This is a genomic window from Xanthomonas vesicatoria ATCC 35937 (genome assembly GCF_001908725.1).
GTDB lineage: Bacteria > Pseudomonadota > Gammaproteobacteria > Xanthomonadales > Xanthomonadaceae > Xanthomonas > Xanthomonas vesicatoria.
The window spans coordinates 4,598,853-4,616,865 of the sequence record NZ_CP018725.1 but is presented as its reverse complement, the minus strand read 5'-3'; the positions used below and the strand labels follow the sequence as shown (position 1 = coordinate 4,616,865).

The 18,013-nt window shown below is 65.7% G+C and carries 16 protein-coding genes and 1 pseudogene; 11 read left to right on the top strand and 6 right to left on the bottom strand.

Translation table 11 applies throughout. The features are described 5' to 3' along the window. The first annotated feature begins 7 nt into the window (after positions 1-7). From BJD12_RS20125 to pdeM, 11 genes and pseudogenes are all read left to right on the top strand, one after another. On the top strand, positions 8-1,183 hold the full coding sequence (locus tag BJD12_RS20125; RefSeq protein WP_005992010.1) for a thiolase family protein: 1,176 nt from the start codon (positions 8-10) through the stop codon (positions 1,181-1,183). Positions 1,184-1,306: 123 nt separating this feature from the next. Then, positions 1,307-1,648, top strand: a complete 342-nt coding sequence (locus BJD12_RS20120) for a hypothetical protein (RefSeq protein ID WP_005992008.1) — start codon at positions 1,307-1,309, stop codon at positions 1,646-1,648. 227 nt (positions 1,649-1,875) lie between these two features. Next, positions 1,876-2,202, top strand: a complete 327-nt coding sequence (locus BJD12_RS20115; RefSeq protein WP_005992006.1) for an XAC1346 family secretion chaperone — start codon at positions 1,876-1,878, stop codon at positions 2,200-2,202. 241 nt (positions 2,203-2,443) lie between these two features. Further along, positions 2,444-4,165: a diguanylate cyclase gene (locus tag BJD12_RS20110; RefSeq protein WP_005992004.1), complete on the top strand. Its 1,722-nt coding sequence runs from the start codon at positions 2,444-2,446 to the stop codon at positions 4,163-4,165. Positions 4,166-4,261: 96 nt separating this feature from the next. After that, positions 4,262-4,814, top strand: a pseudogene (locus tag BJD12_RS20105) (bactofilin family protein). After that, positions 4,811-5,176, top strand: coding sequence for a hypothetical protein (locus BJD12_RS24380; RefSeq protein WP_005992000.1), 366 nt, complete (start codon positions 4,811-4,813; stop codon positions 5,174-5,176). The pseudogene BJD12_RS20105 and the gene BJD12_RS24380 overlap by 4 nt, the downstream one beginning before the upstream one ends. A gap of 244 nt (positions 5,177-5,420) precedes the next feature. After that, entirely contained in the window at positions 5,421-6,437 is a 1,017-nt protein-coding gene (locus BJD12_RS20095; protein WP_005991998.1) for a ligase-associated DNA damage response exonuclease, read from the top strand. Further along, the gene (locus tag BJD12_RS20090; protein ID WP_005991996.1) at positions 6,434-6,667 is read left to right on the top strand and encodes a hypothetical protein; all 234 of its coding nucleotides are present in this window, start codon (positions 6,434-6,436) and stop codon (positions 6,665-6,667) included. Before BJD12_RS20095 ends, BJD12_RS20090 begins: the two co-directional genes overlap by 4 nt. Continuing rightward, complete coding sequence (locus BJD12_RS20085) at positions 6,664-8,268, top strand: ATP-dependent DNA ligase (protein WP_005991994.1); 1,605 nt, start codon at positions 6,664-6,666, stop codon at positions 8,266-8,268. The genes BJD12_RS20090 and BJD12_RS20085 overlap by 4 nt, the downstream gene beginning before the upstream one ends. Then, entirely contained in the window at positions 8,265-10,766 is a 2,502-nt protein-coding gene (locus tag BJD12_RS20080) for a ligase-associated DNA damage response DEXH box helicase (protein WP_005991992.1), read from the top strand. The genes BJD12_RS20085 and BJD12_RS20080 overlap by 4 nt, the downstream gene beginning before the upstream one ends. Beyond that, positions 10,756-11,400 (top strand): ligase-associated DNA damage response endonuclease PdeM, encoded by a 645-nt coding sequence (gene pdeM / locus BJD12_RS20075; RefSeq protein ID WP_005991990.1) that lies wholly within the window; start codon positions 10,756-10,758, stop codon positions 11,398-11,400. The genes BJD12_RS20080 and pdeM overlap by 11 nt, the downstream gene beginning before the upstream one ends. Positions 11,401-11,737: 337 nt before the next feature. On the opposite strand, the gene BJD12_RS20070 is transcribed toward pdeM, so the two are convergent. The 6 genes from BJD12_RS20070 to BJD12_RS20045 form a co-directional block, all read right to left on the bottom strand. Then, on the bottom strand, positions 11,738-13,009 hold the full coding sequence (locus BJD12_RS20070) for an FAD-dependent oxidoreductase (protein ID WP_005991988.1): 1,272 nt from the start codon (positions 13,007-13,009) through the stop codon (positions 11,738-11,740). Between the two features lie 96 nt (positions 13,010-13,105). Beyond that, positions 13,106-13,312: a transcription antiterminator/RNA stability regulator CspE gene (gene cspE, locus BJD12_RS20065; protein ID WP_003488188.1), complete on the bottom strand. Its 207-nt coding sequence runs from the start codon at positions 13,310-13,312 to the stop codon at positions 13,106-13,108. An 87-nt stretch (positions 13,313-13,399) separates the two neighbouring features. Then, the gene (locus BJD12_RS20060) at positions 13,400-14,152 is read right to left on the bottom strand and encodes an S-methyl-5'-thioinosine phosphorylase (protein ID WP_005991986.1); all 753 of its coding nucleotides are present in this window, start codon (positions 14,150-14,152) and stop codon (positions 13,400-13,402) included. A gap of 222 nt (positions 14,153-14,374) precedes the next feature. Beyond that, on the bottom strand, positions 14,375-14,929 hold the full coding sequence (locus BJD12_RS20055; protein WP_005991984.1) for a hypoxanthine-guanine phosphoribosyltransferase: 555 nt from the start codon (positions 14,927-14,929) through the stop codon (positions 14,375-14,377). Further along, the gene (nagZ, locus tag BJD12_RS20050; RefSeq protein ID WP_005991982.1) at positions 14,929-15,930 is read right to left on the bottom strand and encodes a beta-N-acetylhexosaminidase; all 1,002 of its coding nucleotides are present in this window, start codon (positions 15,928-15,930) and stop codon (positions 14,929-14,931) included. The genes BJD12_RS20055 and nagZ overlap by 1 nt, the downstream gene beginning before the upstream one ends. A gap of 363 nt (positions 15,931-16,293) precedes the next feature. Beyond that, complete coding sequence (locus BJD12_RS20045) at positions 16,294-17,871, bottom strand: cryptochrome/photolyase family protein (RefSeq protein ID WP_005991980.1); 1,578 nt, start codon at positions 17,869-17,871, stop codon at positions 16,294-16,296. Positions 17,872-18,013: the final 142 nt, after the last annotated feature.

Below are 18,013 nucleotides of genomic sequence, written 5' to 3'. Positions count from 1 at the left end.
TCCGCTCATGTCCGACATCGTCATCGTTGCTGCCAAACGCACTGCCATCGGCTCATTTCTTGGTCAATTCAACGGTGTGCCGGCACCGACGCTTGCCGCCGCTGCAATCGAAGGCGCGCTGGCGCAATCGGGAATCGCACCGACTGATGTGTCCGAGGTCATTGTCGGCTGCGTGCTGCCGGCCAACCTCGGCCAGGCACCGGCGCGTCAGGCCGCCATTGCCGCAGGTATCCCGACATCCACCGGCGCCACCACCATCAACAAGGTGTGCGGCTCGGGGATGAAGGCAATCATGTTCGGACACGACCTGATCAAGGCCGGTTCGGCGAGCATCGTGGTGGCCGGTGGCATGGAGTCGATGAGCAATGCGCCGCACCTGCTGCCCAATTCGCGCACTGGCAACCGCTACGGCAATTTCCAGGCGGTGGATCATATGGCATGGGATGGCCTGACCAATCCCTACGATGGCCAGGCGATGGGTGTGTTCGGCGAAGCCACCGCAGAAAAATTTGGCTTCAGCCGCGCCGATCAGGATGCTTTCGCGATCAGTTCGGTCGAGCGTGCGCAGGTCGCGCAGCGCAGAGGCGCGTTTGCAGATGAAATCGTTCCGGTAACCGTGGCGACGCGCAAGGGCGAGGTTGTGGTCGACAGCGATGAGCAGCCGGGCAAGTCCGACGTTGCCAAGATTCCGACCCTGAAGCCGGCCTTCAAGAAGGACGGCACGGTGACGGCAGCCAGCTCGTCGAGCATCTCCGACGGTGCGGCGATCACGGTGCTGATGAGCGCCGATGATGCACAACGCCGTGGTGTCACGCCGCTGGCACGCATCGTCGGCCACGTCACCCACTCGCAGGCACCGGAATGGTTCACCACTGCGCCGGTGTCGGCGATCCAGTCGTTGGTCGGCAAGATCGGCTGGCAATTGGACGACGTGGACCTGTTCGAAATCAACGAAGCCTTCGCTGTTGTAGCGATGACGCCGATCAAGGAACTGGGCATCGCGCATGAGAAGGTCAACGTGCACGGTGGTGCCTGCGCGCTGGGTCATCCCATCGGCGCGTCCGGTGCGCGCTTGGTAGTGACATTGGTGAATGCGTTGCGCACGCGCGGCGGCAAGCGCGGAATCGCAACGCTGTGCATCGGCGGCGGCGAAGCGACTGCCATTGCTATCGAATTGATTTGATTGCCATTAACAGCGAATTTGCAAAGCTGAATGGGCGGGCGCTTGACACTCGTCTTCGGGCCGTCATCATGTCGGGGGCGCGCAATAGCGCGTTGCCTAATCTAATCGACGAGGATTGAAACAATGACCATCAACAAGCTGCTGATCGCAATGGCTCTGGGCCTGGCCCTGACCGCTTGCTCGAAGCCGGAACAGGCTCAAGACGCTGCTGCTTCGGCCAACGAAGCTGCAACCGACGCTCAGACCGCTGCCGACCAGGCTGCTGCCTCGGGCTCGCAGTCGGCTGACGCCGCTCAGGCTGCTGCCACCACTGCCGCTGCTTCGGCCGACACCGCTGCTGACGCTGCCCAGGCTGCTTCCGGCGCCGCCACCGACGCTGCTGCTGACCAGGCTGCCGACGCTGCCAAGACGGCTGAAAACACCGCCGAAGCTGCTAAGGACACCGCTGAAGAAGCCAAGAAGTAATCACTTCTTAGCTCTAAGCGCGTTCGGAGAAAGCCGCTGGTTTCCAGCGGCTTTTTCTTTGCCTGCGATTTGAGTCGGGTGGTCCGCGCATCGATGGATGCGCAATGGATTGCGGGCTCCAGACCTCTGCTTGCGCGACGCCGCTGGCGAGCCGTACCTTGACGCAGACTGCATCCGCTCCTGCCTAAGCTTCGTTCTCCAACACCGGAACAGGAACAGGACCACCCATGAAGACGATCCGCATGCTGTCGTTGAGCGCCATCGCCGCCCTCACCCTCGCCGCCTGCCAGGGCCCTGATGCCGAACAGGCCCGACGCGATGCCGCATCTGCGGCCAAGCATGCTGCCGCTGCGACCGAACAGGCCGCAGACCGTGCCGCTGTAGAGGCCAAGGCCGCCACCGCCGATGCACGCGTGGCCGCACGCGAGATGGCAGCCGACGCCAGCCGCGCAACCGCAAACGCTGCCGACGCCACCGCCGACAAGACCCGCGAGATGGCCAACAAGGCCGAGCAGAATGCCGACAAACACGACGCCGAGCATCCGCAGCACTAAGCGCAACGAAAAACCGGCTGCGCTCGCCGGAGGGTGAGCGCAGTCCACTACAACAATGGCGTTTCCTCGCGTGCCCGCGTGCCAGGGCAGCATCCAGCCAGCAAGCTGCAGCCTGCAACGTCGGTTCGCCGTTCTGTCGGCTGATAATGCTACGTCTACGCGCGAACAAATTCGTGCCGGCGCGCACGTCCTGCACTGACATTGAGCTCGTGTTGTCGAGGCTGGCAGGCTAGCATTCGGCATGCCCACCTCTTTTACATCGCGGCGCCGCAATCAGCTGGCACTGGTTTTTTCTGCACTGATCTTTGTTGTCATCGGCGTCGGCATCTTCGTCGGCGCGCGCCGCTCGCTGGCCGATGCGGCCCTGGTCTCGCACACGCATGAAGTGATTGGACGAGTCGACGAAATCCAGGCGCGCCTGCTGGATGCCGAATCAGCGCAACGCGGCTTCCTGCTTACCGGCAACGAGGCGTATTTACTGGACTATCAGACCAGCGTGGATCGCCTGCCGATTCTGTTAGGCAATCTGCGCCGGTTGATTGCCGACAATCCTGCACAGGAACAGCATCTGGCGCAGCTGCATACCCTGGTGGAGACGCGGTTGCGGCAGATGCAACAGGTGCTGGATGTGTACTCGCAGAGCGGCCTGGAACCGGCACGTACACGCATCCGGCAGAGCGCGTTCCGCACCACCAGCGCCATCCGCGAGCAGGCATTGACCATGGTGCAACGCGAACAGGAACTCCTGGCGCAGCGCGCGGATAGCAGCCGGCAGAGCGCCGCCCTGCTGCTGACATTAGCCCTAGCCGGCATCCCGTTCGGGCTGTTGGTGGTCGGTGGCGTCTACGCGCTGCTGATGCGCGAATTGCGGCATCGGGCGCAGGCCGAACGCTTGGCCGCCCAAGCCAATCGCGAACTGGGCGACAGTGTCGTCGCATTGCAGCGCAGTACCGCCGATCTCAACCTGCTCAGCCGTTACACTGGCCTGCTGCAAAGCTGCATCAGTGCCGAAGAGGCGTTGGTGGTGACCAGCCGTACTTTGGCCAGCCTGCTTCCGGGCGTTGCCGGAAGCGTGTACTTGCTGCGCGCTTCGCAAGATCGGGCCGAAGCGATCAGCCACTGGGGCGAGCCGCTGGTGGAGAGTGCGCCGCAGCTACTGCCGGAAGAATGCTGGGCATTGCGTCGTGGCCAGCCGCACATCATCGAAGACCTGGCGCGGGATGCGCTGTGCGCACACATCGACGAGCCCGACAGCCAAACGCCGATCACCACCGCGTGCCTGCCGATGTCGGCGCAAGGCACGCAGCTTGGCTTCCTGTTTTTGTCTTCTCCCGGCCCCGGGCCGATGCCGCGCCTGGAAATTGCCGAGGCAGCTGCCGAACAATTGTCGTTGGCGCTGAGCAACCTGCGCCTGCGCGAGTCGTTACGCCGTCAATCGATCCGCGACGCGCTGACCGGGCTCTACAACCGCCGTTACCTGGAAGAGTCGCTGAGTCATGAGCTGGCGCGTTGCGCACGACGCGGCCTGCCGCTGTCGGTACTGATGCTGGACGTGGACCACTTCAAGCAATTCAATGACAGCCAGGGGCATGCCGGTGGCGACCTGCTGCTGGCTGCAGTCGGCGAGCTGTTGCTGACCCGGTTGCGCGCCGAGGACGTGGCCTGCCGTTATGGTGGCGAAGAATTCACCGTGATCCTACCTGAGGCCGATGGCGACGAAGCCATGCGCCTGGCCGAGCAGATCCGCAGCCATATCGCGGCGCTGGCGGTCAGCGATGGCCAGCGCGCATTGCCGCGGGTGACCGCCTCGATCGGCGTGGCCAGCTATCCGGCTGATGGCGAACTCGGCGCAAGCCTGATTCAAAAAGCCGATGCTGCGCTCTACGCAGCCAAGCATCGCGGGCGCAACCGGGTCGAGCGCCATGGCTCTGGTGCGGCGCACGGTACCGACCTGGGCGGGTGAGCAGGCAGGTCGTCGACACTGGATTGCGCGCTTCGTCACACAAAAGATCGATTGACGCAGCGATAGTCGGCCTTGACCCCGAAGCGAGGTAGTCCGATGTCGATGTGGCGCGATCAAGGTCCCAACAAGAAAGACGGCGTTCCCGCAGCGCCGGATGCTCCTGCTGCCGATGGACGCCTGTTTACTGCCGACGCCAGCCCTGCCCCACCGGTGCCGGCCGCAACCACTGTGCCCAGCGTGGTGCCCACCGCAGCGCCAGAGCGAGGCCAAGGAATCACTGATCGCCGCCGACATCAGCATTGAAGGCAAGATCGAGGGTGCCGGCCACGTGCGGCTGGCCGGCCGCTTCAAGGGCGACGTCAACGTCAAGGGCGATCTGACCATCGAACGTGGCGCCAAGCTCAACGGCGGCGTACGCGCCAACAAGGTGATCATTGCCGGCGAGCTGGAAGGCAATATCGAATCGGCGGCGCAGGTGGAACTGCAGACGTCCGGTGTGTTGGTGGGCGACGTCAAGGCCGGCAATCTTACCGTGGCCTCCGGTGCCCGCATGCGTGGCCAGGCCGACTTCGGCTGGGGCGAGGACACCGGCAAGCCGACAAGCACCAGCAAGACGACCGTCAGCGGCGACAACGACGCCACCACATGAGTGCACCCCGCCCGGGCGCGCCCGGAGCCACGCGCAGCTGCCCGCATTGCAAGGCAACGATCCTGGAAAGCGCCATCATCTGCCCTGCCTGCAAGCACCATCTGCGCTTTGACTCGGCGGCGGCGCAACATGCGCAGCCGGCCCCGATTGTGCCGCTGAAGGTCGACGGCACCATCCGTCATCCAGCCGACGGCGACCCGTGGGAATACACCGTGGTGGTGGTGGTGCGTAACGGCAAGGGCGAGGAGATTCGCCGCCACGTGGTCGATGTGGGCGCAATGCATGGCGGCGAAGAACGCGGATTTACGCTGGCGGTGGAAGCAAGCGCGGTGCGCTCGCCTGGGCGTCGGACGCGGCATTAGCACACTGGGTACCGCGTCGTGCCCATGAAAGCAGACTGGACGCACTGGTGGCGCAAGTGTCGCAACCGAAGTGGCGCTGAGGGCAACGGCGTCCACCGCCAAACCGCGTACAGACACGTCATTGCGCGCCATGCAGGCCGGTGCCGGAAACGCACGCTTACATTTACCGCAGCCAGCCGGTCGCGCCGTTGCGTGCCCTTCCCATTCTCAGGATCTGCACACCGGCTTGGCCAGAGTTGCGGGCATGCGCAACGGCAACGACACGAACACACGCGGCGATCTGGTGGTGCTTGGCCCGGAGGGGCTGTATTGCCCGCAAGGCGACTTTCATATCGACCCCTGGCGGCCGGTGCCGCGTGCGGTGATTACACATGGCCACGGCGATCACGCGCGTGGCGGCATGGGCGAATACCACTGCACGCACGACAGTCTGCCGATCCTGCAATGGCGCCTCGGCGAACAGGTCTATCACACGCATGCCGATGGCGAAGCGTTTACGTTGGGAAGGGCACGCGTGTCGCTGCATCCGGCCGGGCATGTGCTGGGCTCGGCACAGGTGCGTATTGAAGTGGATGGCGAGGTCTGGGTGGCGTCCGGCGATTACAAGCGCCAGCACGACCCCACCTGCACGCCGTTCGAAGTAGTGCAGTGCGACACCTTCATCACCGAAGCGACCTTCGGGCTGCCGGTGTATCGCTGGCCGGAGACGTCCGAAGTGGCGGCCGATATCGTCGCCTGGCGGCGCGAATGCGCCGAGCGCGGCGAGGCGGCCATCTTGTATTGCTACGCCTTGGGCAAGGCGCAACGTGTGCTGGCCGAATTGCGCGCCTGGGACACCCAACCCGCGTTGTTGCACGGCGCGATTGCTGCCGGGGTAGAGGTGTATCGCCAGGCCGGCATCCCGATGCTGGACACCCAACCGGTCAGCGAGCATGCGCGCGGCGCAGACTACGCTGGCCAATTGGTGCTGGCGCCGCCATCCGCTGCGGGCAGCCCCTGGATCCGCCGCTTCCGGCATGCGCAACAGGGATTCGCCTCAGGCTGGATGCGCATTCGCGGCAATCGGCGTCGGCGCAATTACGACCGCGGCTTCGTGGTGTCCGACCATGCGGACTGGCCGGATTTATTGCGCACCATCGAAGACACCGGCGCACGCCGGGTGATCGCCACCCACGGCAATACCGATGCCTTGATTCAGCACCTACGCGAGCGCGGTGTTGCGGCCGAAGCCTTCCGTACCTATTTTGGAGCCGAAGAATGAACCCGCTTCCCGCCCGCCGCTATGCCCGCGCACGTCCGCGTCTGCGCTTGAGCGGCGCGTTGGCATTTGGCCGGTATGCATTGGCGTTTCGCGTGCATCGAGGTGCACCGGCCGCGACTATCGGCCCACCACGTCTGCAGCGCCGCCCACGCACGCTGGCCGCGTTTACCCGGCGTGCGCTGGAGCTGCGCGCGCCAGCGCATCGCGCTGCACCTCAGGCGCGGCTGTGAAGCGTTTTTCCGCGTTGTACCGCACGCTCGACCGTAGCACCGGCACGCTCGACAAGCGCGCCGCGCTGGTGGCGTATTTCCGCCAAGCGCCCGCGTTGGACGCGGCCTGGGCGCTGTATCTGCTGGCCGGCGGCAAGGTCGCCGGCGCACGCATGCGCATCGCCAGCAGCGGCGAGCTGCGCGAGTGGATCACCGAGACCGCCGGCATTGCCGATTGGCTGGTTGCCGACAGCTACGACCATGTTGGCGATCTGGCCGAAACGCTGGCGTTGTTGCTGGACGACCCGGTCACCGAAGCAGCCGATCTGCCGTTGGCCGAATGGATCGAACAGCGGCTGCTGCCCATCGCCAACCAGGACGTTGCAGTGCGCAAGGCATGCATCGTGCAAGCCTGGCGCAGCCTGGGCTTCGACGAGCGGCTGGTATTCAACAAACTGCTGACCGGCGCATTGCGCGTGGGCGTCTCGCAGCGCCTGGTGCAACAGGCCCTGGCCGAATTGTCTGGGGTGGATATCGCGCGCATCGCCCAGCGCATGCTCGGCAGTTGGCGCCCGCATGCGACCTATCTGGCCGATCTGCTGACCAGCGAAGAGCTGCCTGGCGATCGTCAGCAGCCCTACCCATTTTTTCTCGCATCGCCGCTCGAAGCCGAGGTGGAGACACTGGGCGCTATCGACGACTGGCTATTGGAATGGAAGTGGGACGGCATCCGCCTGCAGCTGATCCGGCGCGACGGCGAAGCGGCGCTGTGGTCGCGCGGCGAAGAACGCCTGGATGGTCGGTTCCCGGAAATCGAACACGCCGCAATGCAGCTGCCCGACGGCACGGTCATCGATGGCGAGCTGCTGGCCTGGCAGCCGGAGCAGCCGTTGCCGATGCCATTCACTGCGTTGCAGACGCGTATCCAGCGGCTCAAGCCCGGCCCCAAGACCTTGGCGGCTGCGCCTGCGCGCGTGGTGGCCTACGACCTGCTTGAGCTCGGTGGCGAGGACTTACGCGAACGCCCTTTGCAGGAGCGTCGCGCATTGCTGGACGGCGTACTTACTGCGCTCGACGATCCGCGCATCGTCGCCTCTCCGTTGGTGCAGGCGAGCGATTGGCAGGCCGCCGCGCAGGTGCGCGTGCAGGCACGCGAACGCGGCGTGGAAGGGCTGATGCTCAAGCGCGCCAACTCGGTGTATCAGGCCGGCCGCCGACGCGGCGATTGGTGGAAGTGGAAGATCGACCCGCTCACCATCGATGCGGTGCTGCTGTACGCGCAGGCCGGCCACGGCCGCCGCAGCACGCTGTATACCGACTACACCTTTGGGCTCTGGCACGAGGGGCAGCTGGTGCCGATCGCCAAGGCGTATTCGGGCCTGGACGACAAGGAGATTCTGCAACTGGATCGCTGGATCCGCGCCAACACCACCGAACGTTTCGGTCCGGTACGCGCAGTGAGCCCGCATCATGTCTTCGAGCTGGGCTTTGAAGCAGTCAACCGCAGCGCGCGGCACAAATCCGGGATTGCGGTGCGCTTTCCACGCATCCTGCGCTGGCGTCACGACAAACCGTTTGCCGAGGCCGACCACCTGAGCAGTCTGCAGGCACTGGCGCGGTGACAGCGACGCAGCAGGCACGCGGCACGCCCTTGCAACAGTGGCGCGACTGGTTCGCACAGCGCGGCTGGGCGCCGTTGCCGTTTCAACGCGATGTCTGGAAGCGCTATCTCGCCGGCGAATCCGGATTGCTGCATACGCCGACCGGCAGCGGCAAGACGCTGGCAGCGTTCGGCGGTCCATTACTCGAAGCGCTAGCTGCACGTGGCCGCACGCTACCGACCACATCGGCTAGACCTGCCACTGCCGCGCGCCGACAACAACAACGCAGCTTACAGGTGCTGTGGATCACGCCCTTGCGCGCGCTGGCCGCCGACACCGCGCGCGCACTACGCGAGCCGGTAGACGCGCTGGGACTGGATTGGCAAGTGGGCCTGCGCACCGGCGACGCCAGCGCGCGCGACAAACGGCTGGCACGCAGCGGCAAGCTCGATGTCTTGGTCACCACCCCCGAATCGCTGGCCCTGCTGTTGTCGTATCCGGACACGGCGCCGCAGCTGTCCGCACTGCGTTGCGTGATCGTCGACGAGTGGCACGAACTGCTTGGCAACAAGCGCGGCGTGTTGCTGCAGCTGTGCTTGGCGCGTCTGCGCGGCTGGGCGCCCGCGCTGCGCATCTGGGGCCTGTCGGCCACGCTGGGCAATCTGTCGCAGGCGCGCGATGTACTGCTGCCGCATCGCCCCGATGCGGCGCTGGTGTCGGGCGTCAAACCGCGCGCGATGACGCTGGAAACGCTGCTGCCCGACAGCGGCGAACGCTTTCCGTGGGCCGGCCATCTGGGCCTGGCGCAGCTGGCGCGCGTGCTTCAGAAGATCATGCAGCAGCGCACCAGCCTGGTGTTTACCAACACGCGCGCGCAGGCCGAGTTGTGGCACCAGGCCTTAAGCGCGGTGTGGCCCGACGATCTGGCCACGCTTGCACTGCATCATGGCTCGCTGGACCCCAGCCTGCGCGCCGCCGCCGAGCAGGGGCTGCGCGACGGCAGCCTGCGCTGCGTGGTCGCCACCTCGAGCCTGGATCTGGGCGTGGATTTCCCCGCGGTGGATCAGGTGCTGCAGGTCGGCAGCCCCAAGGGCATCGCGCGCCTGCTGCAACGTGCCGGCCGCGCGCGGCACCGCCCCGGCGAGTCCGGGCATGTAGTGTGTGTGCCTTCGCATGCCTTGGAACTGGTCGAATACGCCGCAGCACGCCGCGCGATCGCGCACGGCCATATCGAAGCACGGCCGCCACCGCGCCTATCGCTGGATGTGCTGGCCCAGCACTGTGTCACCCTCGCCCTGGGCGGTGGCTTCGACGCCGATGCGCTGTTCGCCGAGGTGCGCGGCACCGATGCCTTCGCTGCGCTGGAAAAACCAACCTGGAACGCGGTGCTGGACTTCATCGTGCAAGGCGGCAGCGCATTGGCGCATTACCCGGATTTCCACAAGGTCGTGCGCGACGAGCACGGGGTGTATCGCGTCACCGACCGTCGTGTCGCGCTACGCCATCGTTTGTCCATCGGCACCATCACCAGCGATGGCAGCGTGCGCGTGCAGTTCCTGCGTGGCGGCCGGCTGGGTGCGGTGGAAGAACAGTTCGTCGGCCGCCTGCGGCGCGGCGATCGGTTTCAGTTTGCCGGGCGATTGCTGGAACTGGTGCGCCTGGAAGACATGACCGCCTACGTGCGTGTCGCCAAGGGCGGTAGCGGTGTGGTGCCCAAGTGGATGGGCGGGCGTATGCCGTTGTCGTCGGCGTTGGGGCGCGAAGTGGAGGCGGTGTTCGCCGCGCCCGGCGATGCACCTGAAATGCAGGCGCTGGCACCGCTGCTGCACCTTCAGGCATCGCTCTCGTCGCTGCCCGGCCCCGATCACCTGTTGGTGGAAAGCATCAAGGCGCGCGATGGCCGGCATGTGTTCGTCTATCCATTCGCCGGACGGCAGGTCAACGAAGGGTTGGCCGCGCTGCTGGCCGCACGGTGGGGCCGACGTCAGCGCAATACCTTCAGCTTCGCTGCCAACGATTACGGCTTTGTGCTCTCGCCCGCGCAGGAGGTGGACATCGACGCCGATGTCCTACGCGCTTTGCTGTCACCGGCCGGGTTGTTCGACGACCTGCGCGATAGTCTCAACCTGGGCGAGCTGGCGCGCCGGCAATTTCGCGAGATCGCGCGCGTGGCCGGGTTGCTGTCGCCGTCCCTGCCCGGCCGTGCACCGCGCAGTCTGCGCCAGCTGCAGGCATCCAGCGGCTTGCTCTACGACGTGTTGCAGCGCTTCGATCCCGATCACCTGCTGCTAGCGCAGGCCGAACGGGAAGTCTTCGAAGGTCAACTCGAACTGGCACGCCTGGCGCACGCGCTGGAGGACTGCGCACGCCGTGAACTGCGCCTGTGCGTGCCACGCAGTCTCACCCCGTTGTCGTTCCCGCTGTGGGCCGAACGCGTGCGTGGCCAATTGAGTACCGAGGACTGGAAGGCACGCGTCCTACGCGCCGCCGAGCAACTCGAGCGCAAGCATGGGCGATAGCGTGCAGCTGCAGCTGGCCGGCGAAACTGTGGAATTGCTCGGCGAACGTGCCTTGTATCGGCCGGCACAGCGCGCCTTGTTGATCGCCGATCTGCATCTGGGCAAGGCCGATGTGTTCCGACGCGCCGGTATTGGGCTGCCCGCCGGCGGCACCGCGCACGATCTGGAGCGCCTGGACGCGTTGCTTGCGCAGCGCCAGGTGGAGGCGCTGTGGATTCTGGGCGACCTGTTGCACGGCCCTGCCCCGCGCGCGGCCTGGCATCGCCGTTGGAGCGCGTGGCGCGAGCAGCATTGCGAGCTGCGCGTGATTGCCATCCGTGGCAATCACGACCGCGCCGTAGCCGGTGCGGATCTGCAAATCGAAGCCGCCGGCGAGCAGGTCGAAGACGGGCCGTTTGTGCTGCGCCACGACCCGTTTCCGCATCCCACCGGTCACGTGCTATGCGGGCATCTGCATCCGTTGGCGGCGCTGCCCGGTCTGTCGCGGCGTTGGCCGGCGTTCTGGTTGCGCGAGAACGTCACCATTCTGCCGGCGTTCTCGCATTTCACCGCGGGCGTGGTGCCGACGCTGATCGAAGGCGAGCGCCTGGTGGCCTGTGTGGAAGGCGACGCGGTGGCCTTACCGGTGCGTTAGTCGCTACGCCACTGGGAGCGGCCAACAAACGAACAGCGCTCATGACCAGGCAGGGGGCGATAACGCTCAGCCTGGCATGTACGCCTCAAACACCTACCCTCGTGCACTCCGATTGTGCATGCGCTGTCTACATCTCGCACTGCTCGCCACACCTTTTAGCCATTGCTGGCAAGCGCGCATCCCCCGGCTACCTCAGTGTTTGTACGACGCTTACTGAAAGACCGCCGACACCACAACGAACCGCCGCTAGGCAGTGCAGCGCATGCGCGAACACCGAAGCGCGCTAGCGACACAGGCGCCTTCCAACCACTCGCCACGCGCGGGCACAGTCGTGTTGTCAGCCGCCGTTGGCAACGCTTTGCGGCCGTGGCAGCGCCTCCGGCAATGGTTGCGCCAGCGCGTCCACGAACTCCGGCGCCAGCGCCAACTTGCCGAACCAGCCATGCTGGGTGCCACTGAGCACGCGCAGCATGTGGCCGCGGCCGCCAGGGACGCGCCCCATCGGCTGCAGCAACAGATCGCGCCCCCGCGCCCACACATCGCGCTCGGATTGAAACAGTGGCGTGAGCCAGCGACTCCAGCGGTGATAGATCGCCACATGCGCCTGGCGCTCACGCTGATAGCGCTGCAACGCGTCATCGATATCTTCGCCCGCGCGCAGTGCATCGCGCATGGCCAACGCATCCAGCAATGCCATGTTGACGCCCTGGCCCAGCTGCGGGCTCATCGCATGTGCGGCGTCGCCGGCCAGCACAAAGCGGCCGCGATGCCAACGCGTCATCACCGCATCGCGATAGCTGGCGCGTGCCAGCGCGGTGTGTACCTGCACGCTGTCCAGACGCAGATGCGCGTCTGGCCACATCTGCGCCACTTCATCGCGCCATGCGCCGATGCCGCGCTGCTCCCAGGCGGCGAAATCGCTGCACGGCAAGCTCCAGAAAAAACTCAGGCGCGAGGTGTCGTCGCCAGGCCGCGTGCCGACCGGCAGCAGCCCGATCATCTTGCGCGCACCGATGTAGCGCTGGCGCAGCTCATCGACAAACGGCCAATCCCCGCGCGGCAACAGACACCACAGCGCGCCCCACGGATACACCCGATCCAGCTGGGTGCCCTGTACCTGTGCGCGCAGCGTGGACGCCGAGCCGTCGGCGGCGATGATCAGATCGTACGGACCATGCCAGTGCCCGCGCTGGTCCTGCACGCGCCTGCCCTCGTGATCGATGGCGGTGATCTGGGTATCGGTGTGCAGCTGCGCGTATTCGGGCCAGGCCTCGCACAGCAGCGAGAACAACGCACCGCGCTGCATGCCCACACCCATCAGGCGGGCATCCAGATCGCGGTATTGCATGTCCATCACCGCACGCCCGCACGGCGTCTCGCCATACAAGCGGCGCACCGGCGCACCGTGCACCAGGGCCTGCGACAACAGCCCCATCTTCCACAGTACCTGTAGCCCACTGGGCTGCAGCAGGAAGCCGGCACCGACCGGCCCCGGCTTGGCGGCGCGCTCGAAGACGTCCAGCTGATGGCCGTCGGCGCCCAGCAATACCGCCAGCGCCTGCCCCGCTGTTCCATAGCCCACTACCGCAATCCGTAATGCTTGTTGCATCGTCCCTGCTCTGGTTCGCGAACACCGGCCCCGCATGGACCGGTGCAAAAAAAACCCCGCCGTGGCGGGGTTCTTCAACCGCACAATCGAGTCAGATTACTCGACCGGCGTGATGTTCGAAGCCTGGGCACCCTTGGGGCCCTGGGTCACGTCATAACTGACGCGCTGGCCTTCCTGCAGGCTGCGGAAGCCCTTGGAATTGATCGCGGAGAAGTGCGCGAAGACATCGGCGCTGCCGTCCTCCGGTGAGATGAAGCCAAATCCCTTGGCGTCGTTGAACCACTTGACGGTACCGTTCGGCATGGTGATGCGAGACCTTTGCAATAATTAATGGGTGGTGTACGGCGTTGCGTACGCGCCGAGTATGCAAAGCTTATTCCCCAATGACAATCACCCGCGTGCAAGTTCGCCAATCAGTTCGGGCAACCCGGACGAGGCAGCATCCACGTTGGCCAATACCTCTGCCATGGTGATTTCCTGCGCGTCGCCGCACCCGGCCGCCCAGTTCGCCACGATCGCCAAACACGCATATTCCAGGCCTTTTTCGCGTGCAAGCCCCGCTTCGGGCATGCCGGTCATGCCGACCAGATCGCAGCCATCGCGGCGCATGCGGGCGATCTCTGCAACCGTTTCCAGACGCGGTCCCTGCGTCGCACCGTAGCAACCGCTTGCCACCATCGTGACTCCGGTCACCTTGGCTGCAGCGATGACCTTGCTGCGAAACATCGGCGAATACGGATGCCCAAAATCCACGTGCTGTACCTCGCTACCCGGCTCTTCGCAGTACGTGGACACGCGCCCCCAGGTGTAATCGATCAGTTGATCGGGACATGCCAGCACGCGCGGGCCGAACTGGTCGGTGATGCCACCGACGGTATTGAGCGCAAGCACACGCGAGGCGCCGATTTGCTGCAATGCAGCGATGTTTGCGCGGTAATTGACCTTGTGCGGCGGCAGCGAATGGCCTTCGCCATGCCGCGCCAGGAACGCCACCCGATGGCCGAGCAACATGCCGACACGGATTGGCCCAGAGGGTGCGCCGTAGGGCGTGTCCAGCTGGTAGGCCTGCACATCGTCGAGCTGCGCGAGCTTGTAGACACCCGTGCCGCCAATGACGGCCAATGCGATGGAATTGGAAGACACAACCGACCTCTGCAACGTAACGGACGTGGACGCGCGCAGGCGCGCATGGGTGCCCGCGCTACGGCGGGCCGGTGACTCAAGGCGACAAGCAAAACCTGGCGAGCGATCGTCCGGAGGAGCCGGGCGCCAGGGGCAAGAGCACTCTGCCAGCCGTGCAAACCACCTCTTCGCCGCGACCGCGTTCGCCTGGCGCCGCCGCCGCGCCGACGATCGCCGCGCGTCTTACTGCTTCATCGCGTAGATGGCAGGAATGCCGCGCAGCTGTTCGTTGACGTCCATGCCGAAGCCGAACACATAGCGGTCGGCCACTTCCACGCCCACGTAATCGGCGGTGACGCCTGGCACGCAGCGGTCGTGGCGCTTGACGGTCAACACCGCCACGCGCACATCGGTGGCGCCCTGCTCCAGGCACCACTGGCGCACGCCCTGCAGCGTGTAGCCCTCATCGAGGATGTCATCGACCAGGATGACGCGACGACCGAACAGCGCGGTGGCAGGGCGGTGCTTCCACACCAGCTCGCCGCCGACGGTTTCGCCGCGATAGCGGGTGGCGTGCAGGTAATCGAACTGCAGGTCCTGCCCACGCGCGCCCAGCTCCAGCGCCAATTGGCCGGAGAACGGCAACGCGCCGTGCATGATGGTGAGATACACCGGCACTTCGCCGGCGTAATCGCGTGCGATGGCATCGGCAATGGTGGCGACGGCAGCGTCGATAGCCGGGCGGTCGACCAGCAGATCGGCTTGGGCCAGGGCCTGGGAAATGGTGAGCGTGGACATCAGGCAATTGATCCGAAAGGGGCGGAAGGAGTGTTGAAAGAGGCGTCGGTGCCGGCAAGCAGGCCGTCCCAGCCGAGCGCGCCGCGACCGATGAGGCCGATCAGCGCTGCAGTATTGAGGCTGCGACCTTGCACGGCCTGCAGTGATTCGTCGACCAGTTCCGGATGGCAGACCAGCACCACGTCGCAGCCGGCATCCAGGTGCGCGTGCACCCGGCCCGCCACGCCGCCGGCACTGAACGAGGCGGCCATACCGATATCGTCGGAAAACACCACGCCGCGGAAGCCCAGTTGCCCGCGCAGGATCTGCTCGATCCAGCGCTGCGAATAACCAGCTGGCTCCGGCGCGACTTGCGGGTAGACCACGTGCGCCATCATCACCGCGTCGGCGCCGGCCTCGATGCCGGCCACGAACGGCACCAGATCGTTGGCCTGCAGTTGCTCCAGCGAGCGCGGGTCGCTGGCGTGATCCACATGGGTGTCTTCCAGCACCGTGCCGTGACCGGGGAAATGCTTGAGCGTGGCCGCCATGCCGGCGCCGTGCAGCGCCTGCACATACGCGCGGGTGAAGGTGGCCACGACCTGCGGGTCGTCGCTGAAGGCGCGATCACCTATGGCGCGGTTGCCGCGGCCCAGGTCCACTACCGGCGCAAAACTCAGGTCCACGCCGCTGGCCCGCACTTCAGTGGCCATCAGCTGCGCATGCGCGCGGGCCGCGGCGAGCGCGCCTTCCGGATCCTGCAGATATTGGGTACCGAAGCTCTGCAACGGCGCCAGTGCACTGAAGCCTTCGCGAAACCGCTGCACGCGGCCGCCTTCCTGGTCCACGCACAGCAGCACCGGGCGCGGTGCCGCAGCGCGGATGGAGGCCGACAGCTCGGCCACCTGGGTGCGCGAGGCGAAGTTGCGCTTGAACAGCACCACGCCGGCGACGGCGTCGTGCTGCAGCCAGTCGCGTTCCTGTGCGCTGAGTTCGGTACCGGCAACGCCGATCAGAAGCATGTTGGGGGACTCCCGGGCCAGGCGCCACGAGGGCGCAGCGCGGCATTGTCGCAGATGCGCGTGGCAGCGTCAGATCGCGCATTCAGGCAGGCTCGCGTCCATCTGCCCAAGCGCCTTGCTGCCAAGCGTTGCGCTGCCCGCGCGCAGACTCTGCCCGCCGCGTGATCGGTATCGAAGTCGCGCTCGTGCGCTGGCTGGGCGGGGCAGACAGTCGCAGCGCAATCCGGTCGCTGACAAGACCCAGGCAGCCACTACCGTTGCGCTTTCCGCGTCGCCCGCATCCGATGCCTGCAGCGGGGTCGCACGCGGCGCAGACGCAACTGTCCTCCGGCCGTCAGACTGACGATTTCAACGGTCGCTGCCTCAAAGACGCTCCAGAGTCGCCCGCCAATGTGCGGCCTGGGTCTGGATGCCCTCCAGCACCTCGGGCGCCATGCCATCGAGCTGCCGATACGGCATCGCCAGGCGTTCGTTCGTCCCCAGCAGCGGGCGCTGCCGCGCCAGGAAATCCCAATACAGCGCGTTGTAGGGGCAGGCCCGCGCACCGACACGCGCCTTGCGCTGGTAGCGGCAACCGCTGCAGTAATCGCTCATGCGATCGATGTAGGCCGCACCGCTGATATAGGGCTTGCTGCCCAGCAGGCCACCATCGGCAAATTGGCTCATGCCCACCGTGTTGGGCAACTCCACCCACTCGAACGCATCGATATAGACACCCAGATACCAGCGATGCAGCGCCTGCGGGTCCAGCCCCGCCAGCAGCGCAAAATTACCGATCACCATTAACCGCTGGATGTGGTGCGCATGCGCATTGGCCAGCGAATTACCGACCGCATCGGCCAGGCAACGCATGCCGATCTGCCCGTCCCAGAACCAATGCGGCAGCGGCGCGTGCTGATCGAGCCGATTGGACTGCGCATAGCCGGGCATCTGCGACCAGTACACGCCGCGCACGTATTCGCGCCAGCCCAGGATCTGGCGAATAAAGCCTTCCACCGATGCCAACGGTGCATGCCCTTGCCGCCACGCCGCTTCGGCACGCGTAATCACTTCGGCCGGGTGCAGCATCTTGACGTTGAGCGCGAACGACAACAGCGAATGGAATAGCCGCGGGCTGCGCGTACTCATCGCATCTTCGTAGCGGCCGAAATCCGGCAACGCAGTGGCGATGAAGGCATCCAGATGCTGCAGGGCTTCGTCGCGGTCCAGCGGCCATGGCAGCGCCTGCGCATTCGGCATGCCAAAACTGCGCACGCCGGCATCTTCAATGCTGCGCCACAGGGCGCCATGGTCGTGCGCAGCGCGCCACTCCTGTGGTGCTGGCGGATCGCCGGGCCACGGCGCGCGGTTGTCGTGATCGAAATTCCAGCGCCCCCCTTCCGGTTGGCCGGAGGCGTCGAGCAGGATGCGATGGCGCGTGCGCATGCGCATGCGGCGATAGAAGACCTCCATACGCCACTGCGCGCCGGCGCGAAAACACCCCGCCACCTCATCGCGCGCTGTCAGAAAATGCTCGCTATCGACCATGTGCGTGGCGAACGTACAGCCCGCGCTCCAGTGGCGCAGCGCCTCATCCAGCCGCCATTCGTCCGGCGCCTGATACTGCAGATGCCGTGCACGGTAATGCACCATCAAGGCCTGGAGATTGGCCGGGATGGATTGCCGATTACTGGGGTCATCAATCGCGACATAGCGCACGCGATGCCCGCCCCGCCGCAGGCGCGCGGCAAACGCGCGCATCGCCGCAAAGATCGCCAGGATCTTCTGCGCGTGATGCAGCACGTAATCGGTTTCCTCGCGTACCTCCATCAGCACGTAGACCACGCCTGGATCGTGCGTGGCATACCAGCTGTGCTGCGGATTGAGCTGATCGCCCAGGATCAGGCGCAGCGTGTGTGCAGGCGTTTGCGAGGCACTGCTGCGCGTATCGAACTCATGCATCGGGGCTGGGTTCACGCCTATCGGCAGGACGCGTTCGCAGCGGCCCGGCGCCCGGGCGGCGGGTATTGGGCAACGATCCGGGCGACATCATGTGCATCTGCCTGCAACGCAAAAAAAACCGCTCTGCCCTTGCGTAGCGTTG